Origin of the sequence: Micromonospora mangrovicola (assembly GCF_047200535.1) — a bacterium.
Taxonomy (GTDB): Bacteria; Actinomycetota; Actinomycetes; order Mycobacteriales; family Micromonosporaceae; genus Micromonospora.
The window spans coordinates 92531-110527 of the sequence record NZ_JBJZOG010000009.1 but is presented as its reverse complement, the minus strand read 5'-3'; the positions used below and the strand labels follow the sequence as shown (position 1 = coordinate 110527).

Annotated in this window: 17 protein-coding genes; 5 read left to right on the top strand and 12 right to left on the bottom strand. The window is 73.1% G+C overall.

Annotation, left to right across the window (positions count from 1 at the left end; genetic code table 11):
- Positions 1 to 6 precede the first annotated feature (6 nt).
- Positions 7 to 396: a DUF2267 domain-containing protein gene (locus ACL02O_RS06375; RefSeq protein ID WP_412817018.1), complete on the bottom strand. Its 390-nt coding sequence runs from the start codon at positions 394 to 396 to the stop codon at positions 7 to 9.
- Positions 397 to 535: 139 nt separating this feature from the next.
- Between ACL02O_RS06375 and ligD the strand changes: the two genes are divergently transcribed.
- The gene (ligD, locus tag ACL02O_RS06370) at positions 536 to 1489 is read left to right on the top strand and encodes a non-homologous end-joining DNA ligase (protein WP_412817017.1); all 954 of its coding nucleotides are present in this window, start codon (positions 536 to 538) and stop codon (positions 1487 to 1489) included.
- A gap of 10 nt (positions 1490 to 1499) precedes the next feature.
- On the opposite strand, the gene ACL02O_RS06365 is transcribed toward ligD, so the two are convergent.
- From ACL02O_RS06365 to ACL02O_RS06330, 8 genes are all read right to left on the bottom strand, one after another.
- Positions 1500 to 3353 (bottom strand): transketolase, encoded by a 1854-nt coding sequence (locus ACL02O_RS06365; RefSeq protein WP_412817032.1) that lies wholly within the window; start codon positions 3351 to 3353, stop codon positions 1500 to 1502.
- A 178-nt stretch (positions 3354 to 3531) separates the two neighbouring features.
- Entirely contained in the window at positions 3532 to 4521 is a 990-nt protein-coding gene (locus ACL02O_RS06360; RefSeq protein WP_412817016.1) for a zinc-dependent alcohol dehydrogenase family protein, read from the bottom strand.
- Positions 4518 to 5384: a carbohydrate ABC transporter permease gene (locus tag ACL02O_RS06355; protein WP_412817015.1), complete on the bottom strand. Its 867-nt coding sequence runs from the start codon at positions 5382 to 5384 to the stop codon at positions 4518 to 4520. Before ACL02O_RS06355 ends, ACL02O_RS06360 begins: the two co-directional genes overlap by 4 nt.
- Positions 5381 to 6313: a carbohydrate ABC transporter permease gene (locus ACL02O_RS06350; RefSeq protein ID WP_412817014.1), complete on the bottom strand. Its 933-nt coding sequence runs from the start codon at positions 6311 to 6313 to the stop codon at positions 5381 to 5383. Before ACL02O_RS06350 ends, ACL02O_RS06355 begins: the two co-directional genes overlap by 4 nt.
- Before the next feature lie 59 nt (positions 6314 to 6372).
- Positions 6373 to 7743: an ABC transporter substrate-binding protein gene (locus tag ACL02O_RS06345; protein ID WP_412817013.1), complete on the bottom strand. Its 1371-nt coding sequence runs from the start codon at positions 7741 to 7743 to the stop codon at positions 6373 to 6375.
- Between the two features lie 52 nt (positions 7744 to 7795).
- Positions 7796 to 8557 (bottom strand): DeoR/GlpR family DNA-binding transcription regulator, encoded by a 762-nt coding sequence (locus ACL02O_RS06340; protein ID WP_412817012.1) that lies wholly within the window; start codon positions 8555 to 8557, stop codon positions 7796 to 7798.
- Between the two features lie 257 nt (positions 8558 to 8814).
- Positions 8815 to 10092 (bottom strand): MFS transporter, encoded by a 1278-nt coding sequence (locus ACL02O_RS06335; protein ID WP_412817011.1) that lies wholly within the window; start codon positions 10090 to 10092, stop codon positions 8815 to 8817.
- Between the two features lie 176 nt (positions 10093 to 10268).
- Positions 10269 to 10931, bottom strand: coding sequence for a helix-turn-helix transcriptional regulator (locus tag ACL02O_RS06330; protein WP_412817010.1), 663 nt, complete (start codon positions 10929 to 10931; stop codon positions 10269 to 10271).
- 114 nt (positions 10932 to 11045) lie between these two features.
- On the opposite strand from ACL02O_RS06330, the gene ACL02O_RS06325 reads away from it, so the two are divergent.
- The 4 genes from ACL02O_RS06325 to ACL02O_RS06310 are packed head-to-tail and all read left to right on the top strand — an operon-like array spanning position 11046 to position 13842.
- Entirely contained in the window at positions 11046 to 11558 is a 513-nt protein-coding gene (locus ACL02O_RS06325) for a DUF2231 domain-containing protein (protein WP_412817009.1), read from the top strand.
- The gene (locus ACL02O_RS06320) at positions 11558 to 11953 is read left to right on the top strand and encodes a hypothetical protein (RefSeq protein WP_412817008.1); all 396 of its coding nucleotides are present in this window, start codon (positions 11558 to 11560) and stop codon (positions 11951 to 11953) included. The genes ACL02O_RS06325 and ACL02O_RS06320 overlap by 1 nt, the downstream gene beginning before the upstream one ends.
- 1 nt (position 11954) lies before the next feature.
- The gene (gene folE, locus ACL02O_RS06315; protein WP_412817007.1) at positions 11955 to 12551 is read left to right on the top strand and encodes a GTP cyclohydrolase I FolE; all 597 of its coding nucleotides are present in this window, start codon (positions 11955 to 11957) and stop codon (positions 12549 to 12551) included.
- Between the two features lie 28 nt (positions 12552 to 12579).
- Positions 12580 to 13842 carry an NAD(P)/FAD-dependent oxidoreductase gene (locus ACL02O_RS06310; RefSeq protein ID WP_412817006.1) on the top strand — a complete coding sequence of 421 codons (1263 nt, stop codon included), beginning with the start codon at positions 12580 to 12582 and terminating at the stop codon, positions 13840 to 13842.
- A gap of 74 nt (positions 13843 to 13916) precedes the next feature.
- Here ACL02O_RS06310 and ACL02O_RS06305 read toward each other — a convergent pair whose 3' ends face one another.
- The 3 genes from ACL02O_RS06305 to ACL02O_RS06295 form a co-directional block, all read right to left on the bottom strand.
- Complete coding sequence (locus tag ACL02O_RS06305; protein ID WP_412817005.1) at positions 13917 to 14909, bottom strand: mechanosensitive ion channel family protein; 993 nt, start codon at positions 14907 to 14909, stop codon at positions 13917 to 13919.
- A gap of 73 nt (positions 14910 to 14982) precedes the next feature.
- Positions 14983 to 16113, bottom strand: coding sequence for a hypothetical protein (locus tag ACL02O_RS06300; RefSeq protein ID WP_412817004.1), 1131 nt, complete (start codon positions 16111 to 16113; stop codon positions 14983 to 14985).
- A gap of 54 nt (positions 16114 to 16167) precedes the next feature.
- Positions 16168 to 17814, bottom strand: coding sequence for a serine/threonine-protein kinase (locus ACL02O_RS06295; RefSeq protein WP_412817003.1), 1647 nt, complete (start codon positions 17812 to 17814; stop codon positions 16168 to 16170).
- Between the last annotated feature and the right edge of the window lie 183 nt (positions 17815 to 17997).

Here is a 17997-nt window from a genome sequence, read left to right as displayed (position 1 = left end):
GGCCGGTCAGGGCTCGCGGGGCACCGGCTGGGCCAGCATGCCGATCTCCTTCGGCAGCTGCGCCAACGCGTGCTCGAACTCCCGGTGCCCGACCACCCGGTGCAGGGTCTGCAGCACGGCCCGCACGCCCCGCTCGGCGACGTCCGGCGGGGACCCGGCGCGCTCCGCCACCCGTCGCAGGAACTCGTCGTACCCGAACGCCTCGGGCTCCTCCGGGCGGGCCCGGGCCAACAGCGGGCGCAGCTCGTGCGCCACGTGTTCGGCCAGGTCCGCCGCCTCGCCGCCGCTGATCCGCTCGGCGAGGGTACGCAGGGTCGCCTCGGTCAGGGAGCGCGCGGTCTCCGCCGGGACGCCCGCCCGTGCGGCCACCTTCTCGAAGAACTCCAGCTCGGCCATGACCCGTCCTTCCCGTCCCGGAGACCGCGTGGCTACCCACCGGCGACCGGCACAAACGATCGACGCCCCGCCGGCCGGCCAAAAGCCTGGAAACGGCGACGCGCCGGGCGCCGGCGACCATGCTCGAGGAGTGGCCAGGATGCCGAAGCTGGTGCCGCCGATGCTCGCGTCCAGCGGCGCGCTGCCCACCGGTCCCGGCTGGGGGTACGAGTTCAAGTGGGACGGCGTGCGCGCGATCGCCTACGTCGACGGCGGGCTGCGACTGCTCAGCCGCAACGACCGGGACGTCACCCGGGCGTACCCGGAGCTGGGCGAGCTGGCCCGGCTGCTGGCCGGGCGGCGGGCGGTGCTCGACGGGGAGATCGTGGCCCTCGACGCCGACGGCCGGCCCAGCTTCTCGGCGCTGCAACGCCGGATGCACGTCCGGGCGCCGGCCGCCGCGCTGGTCGCGGCGACCCCGGTACGGCTGTACCTGTTCGATCTCCTGCACCTCGACGGGCGGGACACCACGTCCCTGCCGTACACCGAGCGCCGGGCGGCCCTGGCGGAGTTGGGGCTCAGCGGCGAGAGCGTCGAGACGCCGCCCTACTGGACTGGCGAGGCCGGCCGGGAGCTGGCCACGGCGGCGGCCGAACTCGGCCTGGAAGGAGTCGTGGCGAAGCAGCTCGGCGCGGCGTACGAACCCGGCCGGCGGGCGTCGGCGTGGGTGAAGGTGCCGCTCAACGACACGGTCGAGGTGATCGTGGGCGGGTGGAAGCCGGGCGCCGGCCGGCGGGCCGGCACCATCGGCTCCCTGCTGCTCGGCATGTACGACCCGCAGGACCGGCTGGTCTACGTCGGCCACGTCGGCACCGGCTTCACCCAGACCGTGCTGCGCGATCTCCAGCAGCGGCTGGAGCCGCTGACCCGACGGGACCCGCCGTTCGACTCGCCGGTGCCGCGTGAGCACGCCCGGCAGGCCGTCTGGGTCGACCCGGTCCTGGTCGGGGATGTCACCTTCCGGTCCTGGACCCCCGACCGCCGGCTGCGCCACCCGTCCTGGAAGGGGCTGCGCAGCGACCGGGAACCGGCCGAGATCCGGTTGCGGCGCTGAGCCGGCGGCGTCAGGCCAGGGCGCGGGCCGCGATGACGACGGCGTTGACACCGATCCCCGCCTGGTCCATCAGCTGGGTCGGGGTGCCCGAGCCGGGCAGCCCGCGTACCGCGAGGTGGGTGACCCGCACCGAATCGGCCAGGTCGGCCAGCGACTCCAGCACGGCGGCGCCCAGCCCGCCCTGCGGGTAGTGGTCCTCGACCACCACCAGCCGGCCGCCGGTGTCGCGCACCGCGTCGCGCAGCCGCTGCCGGTCGAGCGGCTTGACCGAGTAGAGGTCGATGACCCGGGCGTCGATCCCCTCGCGGGCCAGTTCGTCGGCGGCGGCGAGGCAGTTGTGCACGGTCACCCCGGCGCCGATGAGCGCGACGTCGCCGCCCTCCCGGACCAGCTTGCTACCGCCGATCGGGAACTCCTCCCCGTTGTCGTAGAGCACCGGGTACTTGCCGCGGGTGGTGCGCAGGTAGCTGACGCCCTTGCGGTCGACCATCTGCGCGACGAGGGTGGCGCAGGAGACGGCGTCGCTGGGATAGAGCACGGTCGAGCCCTGCACGGCACGCATGGCGGCCAGGTCCTCCAGCCCCATCTGCGAGGGGCCGTCCGGGCCGATCTCCACCCCGGCGTGCGAGCCGGACAGGGCGATGTCGGCCTGGGAGATGCCGGCCATCCGGATGAAGTCGTAGGCCCGGGACAGGAACGCGGCGAAGGTCGCAACGAACGGCCGGTAGCCGCGTACCTGGAGGCCGACCGCGGCGGCGACCAGTTGCTGCTCGGCGATGAACATCTCGAAGAACCGGTCCGGGTACGCCTCGGCGAACTTGTCGGCGCGGGTGGAGTCGCTGACCTCGCCGTCCAGGGCCACCACGTCCGGCCGGGCGCCCAGCGCGCGCAGCGCCTCCCCGTACGCGTTGCGGGTGGCCACCTTCGCCCCCTTCTCGTAGCGGGGCAGTGCCGGTGGCTCCTTGGCGGGGGCGGCGGGCGGCGAGAAGCTGCCGGGGTGCGGCCCGGTCACGCGGATCTGCCGTACGCCGCCGAGGGCCTGGACGGCCCGCTCTGCCATGTCCTCCTTGAGTGCCTTGCCGTGCCAGCCGGGCTTGTTCTCGACCTCGGGCACCCCCTTGCCCTTGACCGTCCGGGCGAGCACGACTGTCGGGCCGGTCGCCTCCCGGGCCCGGCCGAACGCCTCGTCGATGGCGGCCAGGTCGTGGCCGTCGACGACGAGCGGGTGGCACCCGAATGCCTCGACCCGCCGGCGGTAGGTGTCCAGGTCCCATTCCAGCTCGGTCGGCCCCCGCTGCCCGAACCGGTTCACGTCCACGATCGCGGTGAGGTTGCGCAGCCCGTAGTGGGCGGCCTTGTCCAGGGCCTCCCAGATGGAGCCCTCCGCAGTCTCACTGTCGCCGCAGAGCACCCAGACGTGGAACGGACGCTGGTCGAGGTACTGACCGGCGAGCGCGATCCCCACGCCGACCGGCAGTCCCTGGCCGAGCGAACCGGTGGCCACGTCCACCCAGGGCAGGGCCGGGGTGGGGTGCCCCTGCAGGCGCGATCCCGACCGACGGTAGGTGTCCATCAGCTCCTGGTCGCTGATCGCGCCGACCGCCTTGAAGACCGCGTAGAGCAGGGGTGAGGCATGGCCCTTGGAGAAGATCAGGTGGTCGTTGGCGGGGTTGCGCGGGTTGCGCCAGTCGTAGCGCAGGTGCCGGGAGATCAGCACCGCCAGCAGGTCGGCGGCCGACAGGCTGGAGGTCGGGTGGCCGGACCCGACCCTGGTGCTGCAGCGGATCGAGTCCGCCCGGAGTTGGGCGGCGAGGTCACCCAGCCGGGTGATCTCCTCGTCCTGCAGGGTGCGCTCTGCTTCCATCGTCACCGGATTCGCCTCCAGCGGTCGGCCCAGCCCGGCCAGCCCGTACGGCGGACCGTCGGACCACCCGGACCGGACCGCTGCCGCTGACCGCCTTGCGCACCCCACCGTAATCAGAGGGCGAACATTTATCCGGTTAACCACCGATTTGCCGGCAGCTGCCTGCGACCACCTCTCGTCAACTCGCGATTTGGATCTTGCGACCGACGCCCGCCCGGAACTGGGCCATCGCCTCGGCGTACCGGTCCAGCGGGAAGCGGTGGCTGATGAACACCGCGGGGTCCAGCACCCCCGCGGCGAACAGTTCGCCCGCCCGCTCGAAGCTGTGCAGCACCGCCATCGACCCGGTGATGGTGATCTCCCGGTTGTAGATCCGGTACGGCTCCACGGTCGCCCGGGTGCGGTACTCGGAGACCCCGAACTGGAGGAAGGTGCCGGCCGGGGCGACCCGCCCCAGACCGTCGTCGATCGCCGCCCGCACGCCCGTGCAGTCGATGACCACGTCCCAGCCGCGGGGACGGGTCAACTCCTCCGCGCCCGCGCCGCTGGCCGTGCAGCCCAACCGGACCGCGGTGGCCAACCGGTCCGGGTTGGGGTCGACCACGCTGACGCTCGCCGCGCCGCACCGCTTCGCCAACTCCAGCATCATCAGCCCCATGGTGCCGGCGCCGTAGATCAGGTAATGGTCGGCCAGCCGGCGGGGCAGCACGTCGAAGCCGCGCACCGCGCAGGAGAGCGGCTCGATCAGCGCGGCGTCCGCCGGCGCGACGGACTCCGGCAGCGGAAAGCAGTTCCGTACCGGCGCGACCGCGTACTGCGCCGCGCCACCGGAGACGGTGACCCCGATGGCCGCCCACCGTTCACACAGGTTGCCCCGCCCTCGGCGGCACTGGTAGCACTCCCCGCAGTGCAGCGACGGGTCGACGGCCACCGCGTCGCCGACCCGCACCTCGGTGACGTCCCGGCCCACCTCGACCACCCGGCCGGCGAACTCGTGGCCCGGCACGATCGGGTACGCGGGCGCGAACTCGCCGTCCATGATGTGCAGGTCGGTGCCGCAGATCCCGCAGCCGGCGACCTCGACGACCACGTCGCGCGGCCCGGGCGTCGGATCGGGCACCGACTCCAGCGAAACCTGCCCCGGCGTGACGATGACCGCTGCCTTCATTTGACCGCCCCCATGGAGAGTCCTCGGACGAGTTGCTTCTGGGCGAACCAGCCGGCCAGCACGACCGGCAGCGACACGATGGTCGCCGCCGCGCAGAGCCGGGCGAGGAAGAGCCCTTCTGAGGTGATGAAGCCGACCAGGAAGATCGGCGACGTGCCGGCCCGCGTCGCGGTGAGGTTGACCGCGAAGAAGAACTCGTTCCAGCTGAAGATGAAACAGATCAGTGCCGTGGCGGCCAGGCCGGGTGCGACGATCGGCAGCAGGATCCGCCGGATCGTCATGGTCAGGCTCGCGCCGTCCATCGCCGCCGCCTCGATCAGCGCGGCCGGCACCTCCAGCAGGAAGGACCGCATCATCCACACCGCGAGCGGGAGATTCATCGCGGTGTAGAGGATGACCATGGTCCAGACGTTGTCGAGCATGCCGAGTTCCTTGACCAGCAGGTAGATCGGCAGCAGCGCGGCGACCGCGGGCAGCATCTTGGTGCTGATGAAGAAGAACAGCACGTCGCGCCACTTGGCGACCGGCCGGATCGACAGCGCGTACGCCGCCGGGGTGGCCAGCAGCAACACCAGCAGGGTGGACAGCAGGCTGGCCATCAGGGAGTTGAGCAGGTACGGCGTGATGTCCCGGTCGAAGACCTGCCGGTAGCCGTCGAGCACGGGCGTGAAGAGCCAGGCCGGCGGGTTGCTGGCCGCGTCGACCTCCCGCTTGAAACCGGTCAGCACCATCCACAGCACGGGCAGGAAGAACAGCAGCCCGGCCAGCCAGGCCAGCACGGTCCACGCCGCCCCGCCCGCGCCGCTCGCGCGCCGCGCCGGGCTGGTGCGCCGCCGGGGGGCGCGTCGGGTGAGGGTCGTCATCGCGCGTCCTCCATCCGGAACAGGCTGGAGATCACCCGCAGGGCGAAGGTGGCGACGACGATGGTGCCGATCACCACCACGACGCCGGCCGCGGCGGCCTCGCCGTACTCGAACTTGCGGAAGGTGGTCAGGTAGATCTCGTACGGCAGGTTGGTGGTGGCGGTGCCGGGCCCACCCTGGGTGATGGTGAAGACGGCGTCGAAGGTCTGCACCAAATAGATCGAGCCGAGCAGGGCGCCCAGCTCCAGGTAGGGGCGCAGGTAGGGCAGGGTCACCCGGGTGAAGGTCTGCCACGGTCCGGCCCCGTCGACCCGGGCGGCCTCCAGGGTCTCCAGCGACTGGCTCTGCAACCCGGCCAGGATGATCAGCATCATGAACGGGGTCCACTGCCAGACCAGGGTGGTCACCACCGAGAGCATCGGGTACCGGGACACCCAGTCGGTGCTGCCGCCCACGATTCCGTTGATCAGGCCGTAGGACGGGTTGTAGATGGCGTGTTTCCAGAGCAGCGCCGCGGCCATCGGCATCACCAGGAACGGCGTGATGAGCAGCGTCCGGACCACGCCGCGCCCGGGGAACCGGCGGTCGAGCAGGATGGCCAGGCCGAGACCGAGCAGGACGGACAGCACGACGGAGGCGGCGGTGAGCACCACGGTGTTCAGCAGGGCGGCGCGCAACCGGGCGTCGGTGAGCACCTCACCGTAGTTGGCGAGACCGACGAAGGCGCGCCGGCCGGGGCGCAGTGCGTTCCAGTCGAGCGTGGACAGGTAAAGGGTGACCAGGAACGGAATCTGGGTCACCACGATCGCGAAGATCAGGGCGGGCAGCAGCGGGGCGCGGCGGGTCCAGCGCTGCCGCGCGGCGGCGGGGACGGGTCTGCCGGTACGCCGGCGTGCCGCGCCCGCGCCGGCGGTGACGGTCTGGGTCATGGGAACCCCTCGGGGCAGGGCCGGGGCCGGCCGGTCCTCGACCGGCCCCGGATTGGCGGCTACCGGTATTCCTTGGCGACGTCCTCGGCCAGTCGCTGGCCGTCGGCGAGCGCCTTGTCGACGGTGCTGCTGCCGGCGATCGCGGCGGAGACCTCCTGGGAGACCTTCGTGCCGAGGTCGGCGAACTCCGGGATGCCGACGAACTGCACGCCGAGCGCGGGCCGGGGCTGCAGGCCGGGATTGACCGGGTCGGCCTCCTGGATCGACTTGAGGGTGAGGTCGGCGAAGGCGGTCGCGGACTGCCGGTACTCGGGGATCTCGTACGTGGACTGCCGCTTGCCGGCCGGGACCCGCGACCAGCCGAGCGAGGAGCCGACCAGCTTCTCGTACTCCTTGCCGGTGGCCCAGGAGATGAACTTCCAGGCGGCGTCGGCGTTCTTGGTGGTCTTGGGCATGGCGAGTGCCCAGGCCCACAGCCAGCCCGAGGACTTCGTCTTGTTCACCGGCGCGTACGCGTAGCCGACCTTGCCGGCGACCTTGCTCGCGCTGGAGTCCTCCAGCGTGCCCGCGGCGGAGGTGGCGTCGTACCACATCGCCGCCTTGCCCTGGCCGAAGGTGTTCAGGCACTCGGTGAAGCCGGCCTGCGGCGCGCCCGCCTCGCCGTGGGACCGGACCAGGTCGACGTAGAACTTCGTCGCCGCGGTGAACTCCGGCGCATTCACCTTCGGGGTCCAGTCCTTCTCGAACCAGGTGCCGCCGAAGGTGTTGACGACCGTGGTCAGCGGGGCGAACAGCTCGCCCCAGCCGGGCAGCCCGCGCAGGCAGATGCCGGCGACGCCGGCCTTCTTGTCGTCGAGTTGCGCGGCGAACTGGGCCACCTGCTGCCAGGTCGGCCGCTCCGGCATGGTCAGGCCCTTGGCCGTGAAGAGCTCCTTGTTGTACATGAGGAAGGACGACTCGCCGTAGAACGGCGCCGCGTAGAGCTTGCCGTCCTCACCGGAGAGCGAGGCGACCATCGGCTTGAGCAGGTCACCCTCGTCGTAGCCGTTGTCCGAGTCGGCGTACGAGCTCAGTTCGTGCAGCCAGCCGTTCTTGGCCCAGATCGGCGCCTCGTACGCCCCGATCGTGGCCACGTCGTACTGACCGCCCTGGGTGGCGACGTCCTGGGTGACCTTGTCGCGCAGTTCGTTCTCGGGAAGGATCGTGAACCGCACGGTGATCCCGGTCTGTTTGGTGAAGTTGTCGGCGGTGACCTTCGCCAGGTCCTCCATCTGCGGGTTGCCGACCATCAGCACGGTGATCGTCTTGCCGCCGCTGCCGCCGGACGACGAGCCACCGCCGGCTCCGGAGCAGGCGGTGGTGGCGAGACCGACGGCGACGGCGACGGCGAGTGCGCCGCGCCATCGGCGAGGAGACCGTGTTATGGACACAGTGGACCTCCAAGGGTGGTGGTGTGGTGGTGATGACGGGTCGGCCGGGCGCTCAGACGCGCAGCACCACGGGGCCGAGCAGTGAGTAGCGGTGCGCCTCGGACGCCGGCAGCGCGGTGTCCGTGACGATGGTGTCGACGTCTGCGACGTCGGCGAAGCGGCAGAAGCTGTGGCCGCCGAACTTCGTGTGCACCCCGGCGAAGACCACCCGCCGGGACACCGCCATGACCTTGGCCTTGACGGCGGCCACCGCCGGGTCGGGCGTGGTCAGCCCCTGCTCGCGGGAGATCCCGTTCGCCCCGACGTACGCCAGGTCGATGACGAAGCCGCCGAGCATGGCCGTGGCCCAGTGATCGACGGTGGCGAGGGTGCGACCACGCACCCGGCCCCCGAGCAGCAGCACGGTGAGGCTGGGCGAGGTCGCGAGCGCCGCCGCGGTGTGCAGCGAGGCGGTCACCACGGTCAACGGCCGGTGCGTGGGCAGCGCCTCGGCGATCAGTTGCGGAGTGTAGCCCTCGTCGATGAAGACGGACTCCGCGTCGCCGAGGTGCTCGACGGCCGCGGCGGCGATCCGCCGCTTCTCCGCGACCATCCTGGTGGTGCGGGTCTCCAGCGTGGTCTCGAAGCGGGCCGTCTCCACCGGGTACGCCCCGCCGTGGGTGCGGTGCACCAGACCCTGCTGGGCCAGCAGGCTGAGGTCGCGTCGGATCGTCTCCGGCGCGACGCCCAGGTCGGCGGCGAGTTTCTGCACGTCGACGTCGCCCTGGCGGCGGGCGAGGCCAAGGATGTGGTGCCTGCGCTGCGCTGCGTCCACCTCGCACCTCCCGCCGGTTCGTGCCTCTTTTGTAACACCGACGAAACGGGGTGACGACGGTCACATCTCCGGTAATGCGGTGGATTTGCCGCCCCCGCCGCCACCCGAAACGGGCAGCCGAAAACGGCACCGAAGCCACATCCCTCTCATTTTACCCGCCCGACTTCCCGCCCGCTCTGCCCGATCTCCGCCCGACCGGGCCCAGACGGCGCTGCGCCGGGCCGCCCGGTCGACCGGCCCGGCGCGCGCGAAGGCCGTCAGGGGCCGGCGTCCTCGGCCGCCGCCACGACGCCGCCGGTGGCGAGCCGCCGCCGCGACCGAAAGCGCCGGCCGTCGCACAGTCGCAGCGCCACCGCCAGGTACGGCAGCGTCCACAGGGCGAAGGCGGTCGCGTTGCCGACCGCCCCCGCGACCAGCCCGTAGCCGACGTAGAAGGCGACGATGGTCAGATCGGTCGCCATGCCGGCCACCGAGGTGACCGTCGCCCGGGCCGCGCCGCTGATGTGCGCCTGCAGGCGCACATCAGCAAGGACGGTGGCGGCCTGGAACGCGGCGAAGGCGACGGCCAGCAGCACGAAGCCCGCCGGATGGCCGACCAGCGCCCCCGCCGCCAGAGCCGCCGCGGCGAACACCAGCAGCGCGGCGTACCCACGGTCGGTGAGCCGCTCCCCCGCCGGGGCGAGCAGGCCACCGACGGACATCCCCGCCCACATGAGCAGGAGCAGCAGCGGCACGGCCGGCTCGGCGACGCCGGTGTCGCGGGCCAGCAGCGCCGTGTACTCGTCCAGGCCGCCCCAGATCGCGGTCACCACGGCGACCAGCAGCAGCGCCGCCCGCACCCGGCGATCGGCCCGGGCCTCCGCCAGACCGCCGCGCAGGCTGGCCCGCCAGCCGGGCCCGGACACGGCGACGTCGCCCGCCACGGCCGGTGGTGGCGCTTCCGCGCCCCGGGGTGGCCGGTGCTCCGGAAACCGGGTCGCTACGGCGGCGGCGAGCAGGCAGGCGAGGACGCTGGCCGCACCGGCCGCCGGGTAACCGCCGGCGGCGAAGACCGGCCCGGCCAGGACACCGGAGCCGGCGGCACCGAGCACCGCTGCCGTACGGGCCCGACCGGTGAGGCGGGCGTACCGTTCGGCGGCGCCGAGCCGGTCGAGTTCGGTGAAGACCAGCGCCTCCAGCGCGCCCGAGCGCAACGAACCGCCGATCCCCCACAGCAGGAAGCCGGCGGCGAACGCCGGGTAGGACGGGACGACCACCCACAGGGCGAAGCCCGCCGCGGCCAGCAGCGGTGCGAGGACGAGCAGCAGCCGCCGGGAGAACGCGTCGGCCCACGCCCCGGACGGCACCTCCAGCACGATCCCGGTGGCCGACCAGATGACGAACAGCGAGGAGATCTGCCCGACCGACAACCCGGTGTCGGCGAACAGCAGCGCGTAGAGCGGGTAGAGCAGGACGAGGTCGGTGAGGAACGCGTAGCCGTGCAGCGTCGCCGCCAGCCGGCGGGTCGCGGGCACGCGCGCAGGAGCGATGGTCATGAGGCCTTCCCACGGGGACGAGACGGACACCGGAGGTACGGCGTCCGCGGCGGCCCGCGGGCACGACCGCTAGGGCAGGATCAACATCGCCAGGTCATGGGGCCGATGCTAGCCGGCATCGGCGGCACGTGCGGCCCCTCGACACGGGCCGGCGATCCGGGCCGCGTCGTGGTGCCCTACGTCGCGGCTGAGCGCCGCTCCAACCGCACGCAGCACGCTCCGGAACGCGGCGCGAGCCGGGCCAGCAGGTCGGTACGTCCGGCACCCTCGAGCAGGCCGGCGAGGAACGCGTGGTTGAGGCCGCACACCAGGGCGGTCTGCCGGGTGGCCAGGGCGTGGAATGGGCAGTTGCGCAGCAGCACCTCGGCACCGAGCGCCTCGGGCTCGAAGCCGAGGCCGGTGAGCACGGCGACGAGGTCCTCGCCTGCGTCGCGTACCCGTGCTCCGATGTCGTGGCCGCGCCGCCGGGCATGCCGGCGGGCCGCCTCGGGGGCGTCGCCGGGGTCGTCGGCGACCGCGTCAGCGAGGATCTCGGCGATGAATTCGTAGCGCCGCTCCGGAACGGTGATTGTCACGCCGTCGCCGGCCGCCTCGTAGACCTTCGGCGTCCGGCCGCGCCCCCGGGGCTGGTCGGCCGGCGTCTCGTAGCGGGCCCGCAGCAGCCCGGACTCGACGAGCTTGTCGAGGTGGAACGCGGTGAGGTTGCGGGACATGCCGTGCGCCTCGGCCGCCTCCTCGCGGGTGACCGGGTGATCGGCGCGGCACACGTAGTCGTACAGCGCCCGTCGGGACCGGTCGACGAGCGCGGCCATCGCGCTCCAGCGCTCCCCCGTGCTCACGGCCCCGAGGTTATCACCAGCGCGGGCTATTGAAATTCCCGACGCGCTGGGGCAGCATCACCGTTAACGCCAATGATCGTTGGTGAAAATACCCTGGGGGTTTGCGTGCGACCCATGGATCAGGCCAAACATCCGGTGACCAACCTGGCCGGCCGCTACGGCCACCCGCTTCATCCCGCGCTGGTGGCGGTGCCGATCGGCGCCTGGGTGGCCAGCTTCGCCTTCGACCTCGCCTCCCGGTTCGTACCCGGGCCGCAGTTCCTGGCCGAAGGCGCACGGTGGCTCATCGGCCTCGGCATCGTCGGCGCGCTCGCCGCCGGGCTCGTCGGCTTCCTGGACCTGTTCGCCATCCCCGCCGGCACCCGCGCCTTCCGCACCGCGCTCGCCCACATGGCGATCAACCTCGCGGTGACCGGCGCGTACGCGGTCAACTTCGCCGTCCGGGGCGGTGCCGGCCCGCCGGGTCCGGTGGCCGCGGGACCACTGGTGCTCTCGGCGATCAGCCTCGCCGGGCTGACCGTCGCCGGTTACCTGGGCGGCGAGCTGGCCTACCGCTACGGCGTGCGCGTCGCCGCCGAGACCACCCAGGCGCAGGGCTACCACAGCGCAGACAAGGAGAACTCCTGATGGGCATCGCCGCACTCGTCACCTGGCTGATCACCGCCGCCGGTGGCTTCGTCATGCTCGGCACCTGGATCAGCCACGGCGGCCATCGACCGGGCAGCGGCAGCCGCCTGGCACCGGGCCTGGTGTTCGCCCACTTCGCCCTGGCCGCGATCGGGCTGGTGCTGTGGATCGCCTACCTGGTCGTCGACAACGACGCGGTGGCCTGGGTCGCGTTCGCGGCGCTCCTGCCGGTGGCGCTGCTCGGGTTCACGATGCTGGCCCGGTGGATCGCAGCCCGGCGTTCCGGGACCGCCGAGTCCCGGTTCCCCGTACCGGTGGTGGTCGGCCACGGCCTGTTCGCCGCCGCCACGCTGGCCCTGACGGCGCTCGCCGCCCTCGGCGTGGGAGGTCGCTGAGGTGAGTGTCAGCGCACTGCGGGTGCAGCACCAGGGCCCCCGCCGCGACCCGGCCGCCGCTGAACGGGCGGCCGCGGAGTTCCTGGCCGCGCTCGGCGTGGACCTCTCCGCCGAAGGGCTCGCCGACACCCCGGGCCGGATGGCCCGCGCCTACGCCGAACTGCTCACCCCGCGCGAGTTCCAGCTGACCACCTTCGACAACGACGAGGGCTACGACGAACTGGTGCTCGCCCGGGCCATCCCGATCCGGTCGGTCTGCGAACACCACCTGCTGCCGTTCATCGGCGTCGCACACGTGGGCTACCTGCCCGGCGAACGCATCCTGGGACTGTCCAAACTGGCCCGGGTGGTCGAACTGTTCGCCCACGGCCCGCAGGTCCAGGAGCGCCTGACGAAGCAGATCGCCGACTGGCTGACCACCCGGCTGCGCCCACGCGGGGTCGGCGTGGTCATCGAGGCGGAACACCTGTGCATGACGCTGCGCGGTGTCCAGGCCGTCGGCAGCAGCACCATCACGTCCACCCTGCTCGGCACCCTGCGCGACGACCACCGCTCGCGCGCCGAGTTCTTCACCCTGGCCGGGGTCGGCCCCCGCTGATCGGCGTACCTCGAAAGGAGCTTGACCGATGTCGAAGACCGGCACGTTCGTGATCGTGGGAGCCGGGCTCGCCGGCGCGCGGGCAGCGCAGACGTTACGAGAGGAGGGCTTCGACGGCGGGGTCGTCATGATCGGCGACGAGCCCGAGCGACCGTACGAGCGGCCACCACTGTCCAAGGGCCTGCTGACCGGCGGCGCCGAACCCGACAGCGTGTTCGTGCACGACGCCGGCTGGTACGCCGAGCACGACGTCGACCTGCGTACCGCCGCCCGCGCCGTCGCCGTCGACCGCGTCGACGGGGAGGTCCGGCTCGCCGACGGCCAGCACATCCGGTACGACAAGCTGCTGCTGGCCACCGGCGCCACCCCCCGCGACCTCGCGGCGCCCGGCGTCAACCTGGACGGGGTGCTGCGGCTGCGCACCCTGGCCGACAGCCGCCGAATCGCTGCGGCGCTGGTCGACGGCGCGCACATCGTGATCGTCGGAGCCGGGTGGATCGGCCTGGAGGTCGCCGCCGCCGCCCGGCAGCGCGGCGCCACCGTCGACGTCGTCGAGACCGCCACGCTGCCGTTGCTCCGGGTGCTCGGCGACGAGATCGGCCGGGTCTTCGCCAACCTGCACCGGGACCACGGCGTCACCTTCCACTTCGACGCCGAGGTCCGCGAGATCCGCGGCAGCGGTCGCGTCTCCTCGGTCCTGCTTGCCGACGGCACCGAGTTGCCTGCCGACGCCGTGATGGTGGCCGTGGGCGCAAGGCCGAACACCGAACTGGCGACGGCGGCCGGCCTCGCCGTCGAGAACGGGATCCTCGTCCACTCGTCCCTGCGCACCGCCGAGCCGGACATCTACGCCGCCGGTGACGTCGCCAACGCCTACCATCCCGTGCTCCGCCGGCGGTTGCGCGTCGAGCACTGGGCCAACGCCCGCCACGGCGGCGCCACGGCGGCCCGTGCCATGCTCGGCCAGGCGGTCAGCAATGACGAACTGCCCTACTTCTACACCGACCAGTACGACCTGGGAATGGAGTACGTCGGACACGCCCCGCCCGGGAAGTTCGACCGGGTCGTCGTCCGGGGCGACGTCGCCAAGCGCGAGTTCATCGCCTTCTGGACCCACGGCGGGCGGGTGCTGGCCGGCATGAACGTCAACACCTGGGACGTCGTCCCGTCGATCCGCCGGCTCGTCGCGGCGGCCGAACCGGTCGACCTCGACCGCCTGGCCGACCCCGACGTCCCGCTCGACGAGCTGCAGCCGCCGTCGGCGCCGGCACCCGGGAGTCAGGTCGTTTAGCCGGCGTTGCGCCGGACGCTCGACGCGAACCGGGGCGGGCCCGGTCGGGCCCGCCCCGTTCGTGACTCCGACGCTCAGCGGCGGAACTTCTCCACGTCGGCCTGCGGGATCACCATCGTGGCGTCACCGTCCGCCGCCTGCTCGGCGGCGGGCTGGCGCGGCGTGGTCGGCTGGGTGCGCTCCGAGTCGGCGTACGGCGAAGCGGCCGGCTCCGCCGACGCGTACGGGGCGACCGGCTGGGTGCGGTCGGCCTCGGTGTCCCGGGCGATCGGCTGGGTCAGCTCGGCCTCGGCGTCCCGGGCGACCGGCTGGGTCAGCTCGGCCTCGGCGTACGGGTTGGCCGGGCTCAGCCGCTCCTCGACGTCGCGCCGACCGGCCTGGTAGGCGCGGGCGTGGGTGGCGATGGTCCGCGACTCCTCCTCGGCGCGGGTCAGCCAGTTCTCCCAGCGGCTCTGCATCGGGCGGACCAGTCCGCCGCCGACACCGACGACCAGGATGCCGCCGACGGTGGCGAGGAAGGCGATCAGGACCGGGGTGGTCACCGCGGTCGCCACGCCGATCTGGTTGAGCGCCGCGATGATGCCCAGGCCCAGGATGAACACCGAGGCGATGTTGGCCAGCACCCGGCCGTACGAGAGGCCGCCGAGGGCACCGGAGATGATGTCCTTGACCGCCCTCGCGATGGCCGCGGCCACCACCACGATGACGATGGCCACGAATGCCCGGGGCAGCCAGGCGATGACCCCGGCGATCAGGTCCGAGATCGGGTTCGGGCCCCAGATGCCGAAGGCGAGCTGGAGGGTGACCAGCAGCACCGCGTAGTAGGCCAGCTTGGCGACGAGGTCGCTGGCGTCGTACTTCGAGCGGGCCAGCGCCGTCTTGATGCCGCCCCGCTCGACGGCCTTGTCGAAGTGCACCCGCTCCAGGAGCGCGTCCACGAGCTTCAGCACGGCCTTGGCGATCAGCCAGCCGACCACCAGGATCGCGATGAAGGCAACTGCTTTGGGCAGGAACAGCATCACCGAGCGGAACGCGTCGCCCACCGCGTTGCCGAAGTTGTCTCTCATCGAAGGGCCTCCACGCACGAATTCAAGTCGGTCCGCCGGGGACCTACCCGACCCGCCCGGCGGGGAAACCCGGTCAGCCTCGGCAGCGGTAGGCCACCTGGGTGCCGGCCTGCACCGGCGACGGTTCGATGATGTTGACGGTGGCGGTCTCGGTGGTGGCGCCGACGCCGCTGAACGTCCACTTGAGGGTGAGGGTGGCGGTGCGCTGGCCCCGACCGACCCGCTCGCTGAGCAGGGCCCCGGGCGACGCGTCCGAGCGGAACCACTGGTAGCGGATCGTCCCGCCCCGACCATTCGTCCGCACGGTCGCCACCACGTCGACGGTGACGTCGCAGCGGTCACCGGCCGGCTGCGGCACGGCCACCGTGACCCCCTCCACCTCCAGCGGGCTGAGCCGTTCCCACAGGTAGAGGCCCACGACCGCGACCAGCGCCAGGGTCAGCAGGGTGGACAGCACCGACACCACCCGGCGCCAAACCGGGCGCGGGCGGCGCGCCGGGGCGGCGGCCGGCCAGCCGGGTGCGCCCGGCGGCGCCGCCGGCACACCGGGCCCGAAGCGCACCTCCCCGCCGGGCGCCGGCTGGGCCGGACCACCCGAGGTCCGCGCCGACCGGGGGTACGCGCCGGTCGTGCCGCCGTAGGCGGAGGTGACCGGGCCGGGCGTGCCGCCGGACGCGGCGGTGGCACCACCGGTCGGCGCGCCGAAGTGGGCGGTGGCGGCGTCCGCCGGCCCGAAGCTGACGGTCCGGTCGGTCGCGCCGGGGTGCACCGGCGGGCCGGGCGTCCCGAGCGGCGCGGTGCGGTCGGGCGGGCCGAGGTCGACGGTACGGTCGGTCGCCCCGAGGTGCGCCGTCGCGTCCGCGGCGCCGAGCCGCACGGTCCGGTCCGGCCCGCCCAGGCGCATCGTCGGGTCGGCTGTGCCGAGGTGCGCCGTCCGGTCCGGCCCGGTGAGGTGCACGGTCGCGTCGGCCGTGCCGAGGTGGACCGTCGCGTCCCCGGCTCGGAGGGGTGCGGTCCGGTCCGGCCCGCCGAGGTGGACGGTGGCGTCGGTCGCGCCGAGGTGGACGGTGGTGTCGGGGCCGGGCGCGGCGGGCGCACCGCCCAGTGCGGTGGTCCGGTCGAGGTCGACCGTCGCCCCCGGGTCGGTGACCGGCGGCGTCGCCCGGGTGGGCAGCGCCTCGGTGGGCTCCTCCGGCCGGGTCACGCGAGCCGTCCCCGGAGTGCGGTGGCGGTGTGGGCAGCGGGCACGTCGTACTCCTCAGCCGGGGGTGCAGTAGTTGTAGAGGGTCACGTACACCGTCGAGGAGGTGACCGTGTTGCCGGCGGCGTCGGCGGCCGTGACCTGGACGGGGATGCGGGTGCTCAGCTTCGGCATGCCCAGCGGGCCGAGGGCGCCCTGGAAGACGCCCTGCCCGATCGAGCTCATCGGGACGGTCGAGGTGGTGTTCGCCAGGGTGTAGCGGAAGCTCACCTTGAGCGCGGCCGGGCCGCTGCGATCGTCGGTGACGGTGGCCGTGACGGTGCTGGTCTGGTAGCCGTACGGGCAGCCCTTCGGTTCCAGCTGATTGGGGCTGGCGCTGACGCCGCTGACGGTGGGGGCGGTGACGTCGGGCGGGGGCTGCGGGGCGGGGCTGGTCGTTGGGGGCGGTGGCGCGCTGGTGCGGACCGGTGACCGCGTCGGCGCGGCCGACCGGGATCGGCTGGGTGTGGCGGCCGCGGTCGCCGACCGTGTGGGCGTGGGGGTGGGCGAGGCGCTCGGGGTGGGGTCCGGGGTCGGCGTCGGCGGGTCGGTCGGAGTGGCGGTCGGAGTGCCGGCCGTGGCCGGGCCGGACGGGCCGTCGGCGACCGCCGGGTCGTCGTGGGCGGCGTAGCTGTAGCCGGCGCCACCGGCCAGCAGGGCCGCGACGAGGGCACCGCCGACCAGCGCGGTGCGCTTGCGGCCCCGGCGGAACAGGCCCCGCCGCCTCGCCGCCGCACCCGTGCCGGCGCCGAGCGTCGTGCTGGCCAGGCTGGTGGCCCCGCCGCTGCCGTCCGGGAACGGCCACAGCGCGGCGAGCAGCGCCGCCCGGCGGGCCAGCTCGCGCAGCCCGCGCTCCTCCCACTCCGGGCCGTACGCCGCACCGGCCACCCGGTCGAGCACCTCCAGGAAGACCTGGGCGGGCTGGGGCCGGTCGGCGGGCTGCTTTGCCATGCCGTGCCGGAGCAGCTCGTGCACCGGCACCGGGGCGGGGTCGGTCGGGATCGGCGCGGAGGCATGCTGCTCGCGCAGGGTGAACAGGTTCAGCCCGTCGTACGGCGGCCGTCCGGTCAGGCACTCGAAGAAGGTGGCGGTGGCCGCGTAGATGTCGCAGGCGGGGCTGGCCGGGGCTCCGGTCCACTGCTCTGGGGCCATGTAGCGGGGCGTGCCGGAGACCGTGGTGTCGGAGCCCTCGCCGATCGGCATGGCGATGCCGAAGTCGGCGAGCTTGCTCAGCCCTTCGCCGGTGATCAGCACATTCTCCGGCTTGTAGTCGCGGTGCACGACGCCGTAGGCGTGCGCGGCGGCCAGCCCGGCGAGGGAGCCCTTGAGCACGCAGAGCGCCGACTCGGGGGTGGTCGGCCCGTGCTCGCGCAGCATCTGCCGCAGCGACACCCCGTTGACCAGCTCCATGACGATCGCCGCGCCCTCATCGGACTCGACGTACTCGTACAACCGGGAGACGTGCGGGTCGTCGATCTCCCCGAGCAGCCGGGCCTCCTGCCGGAAGGCGGTCCGGAACGAGGGGTCGTCGCCGATGTCGCGTACCAGGTACTTGATGGCGACCGGGGTGCCGGTGGCGTCGTGGACAGCGAGCACGACGCTGCCGGACGCCCCGGCGCCGAGCCGACGGACGGGCGTGTAGCCGGACAGCTGCCAGCCGCTCATACGACGTACTCCACGGCGATCCAGGGACGGGTGTCGACCCCCGTCTCGCTGATCATTCTGGTCGCCCCGGAGCTGCCGTCCATCGGCGCAACGGGTGCATCCACTGTCCGGTCGGCGACCCTGCCGCCGGGGTGCCGGCCGGTTCGTGGGTCGGTGGTACGCGGGCCGCTCGGAGTGCTCGGC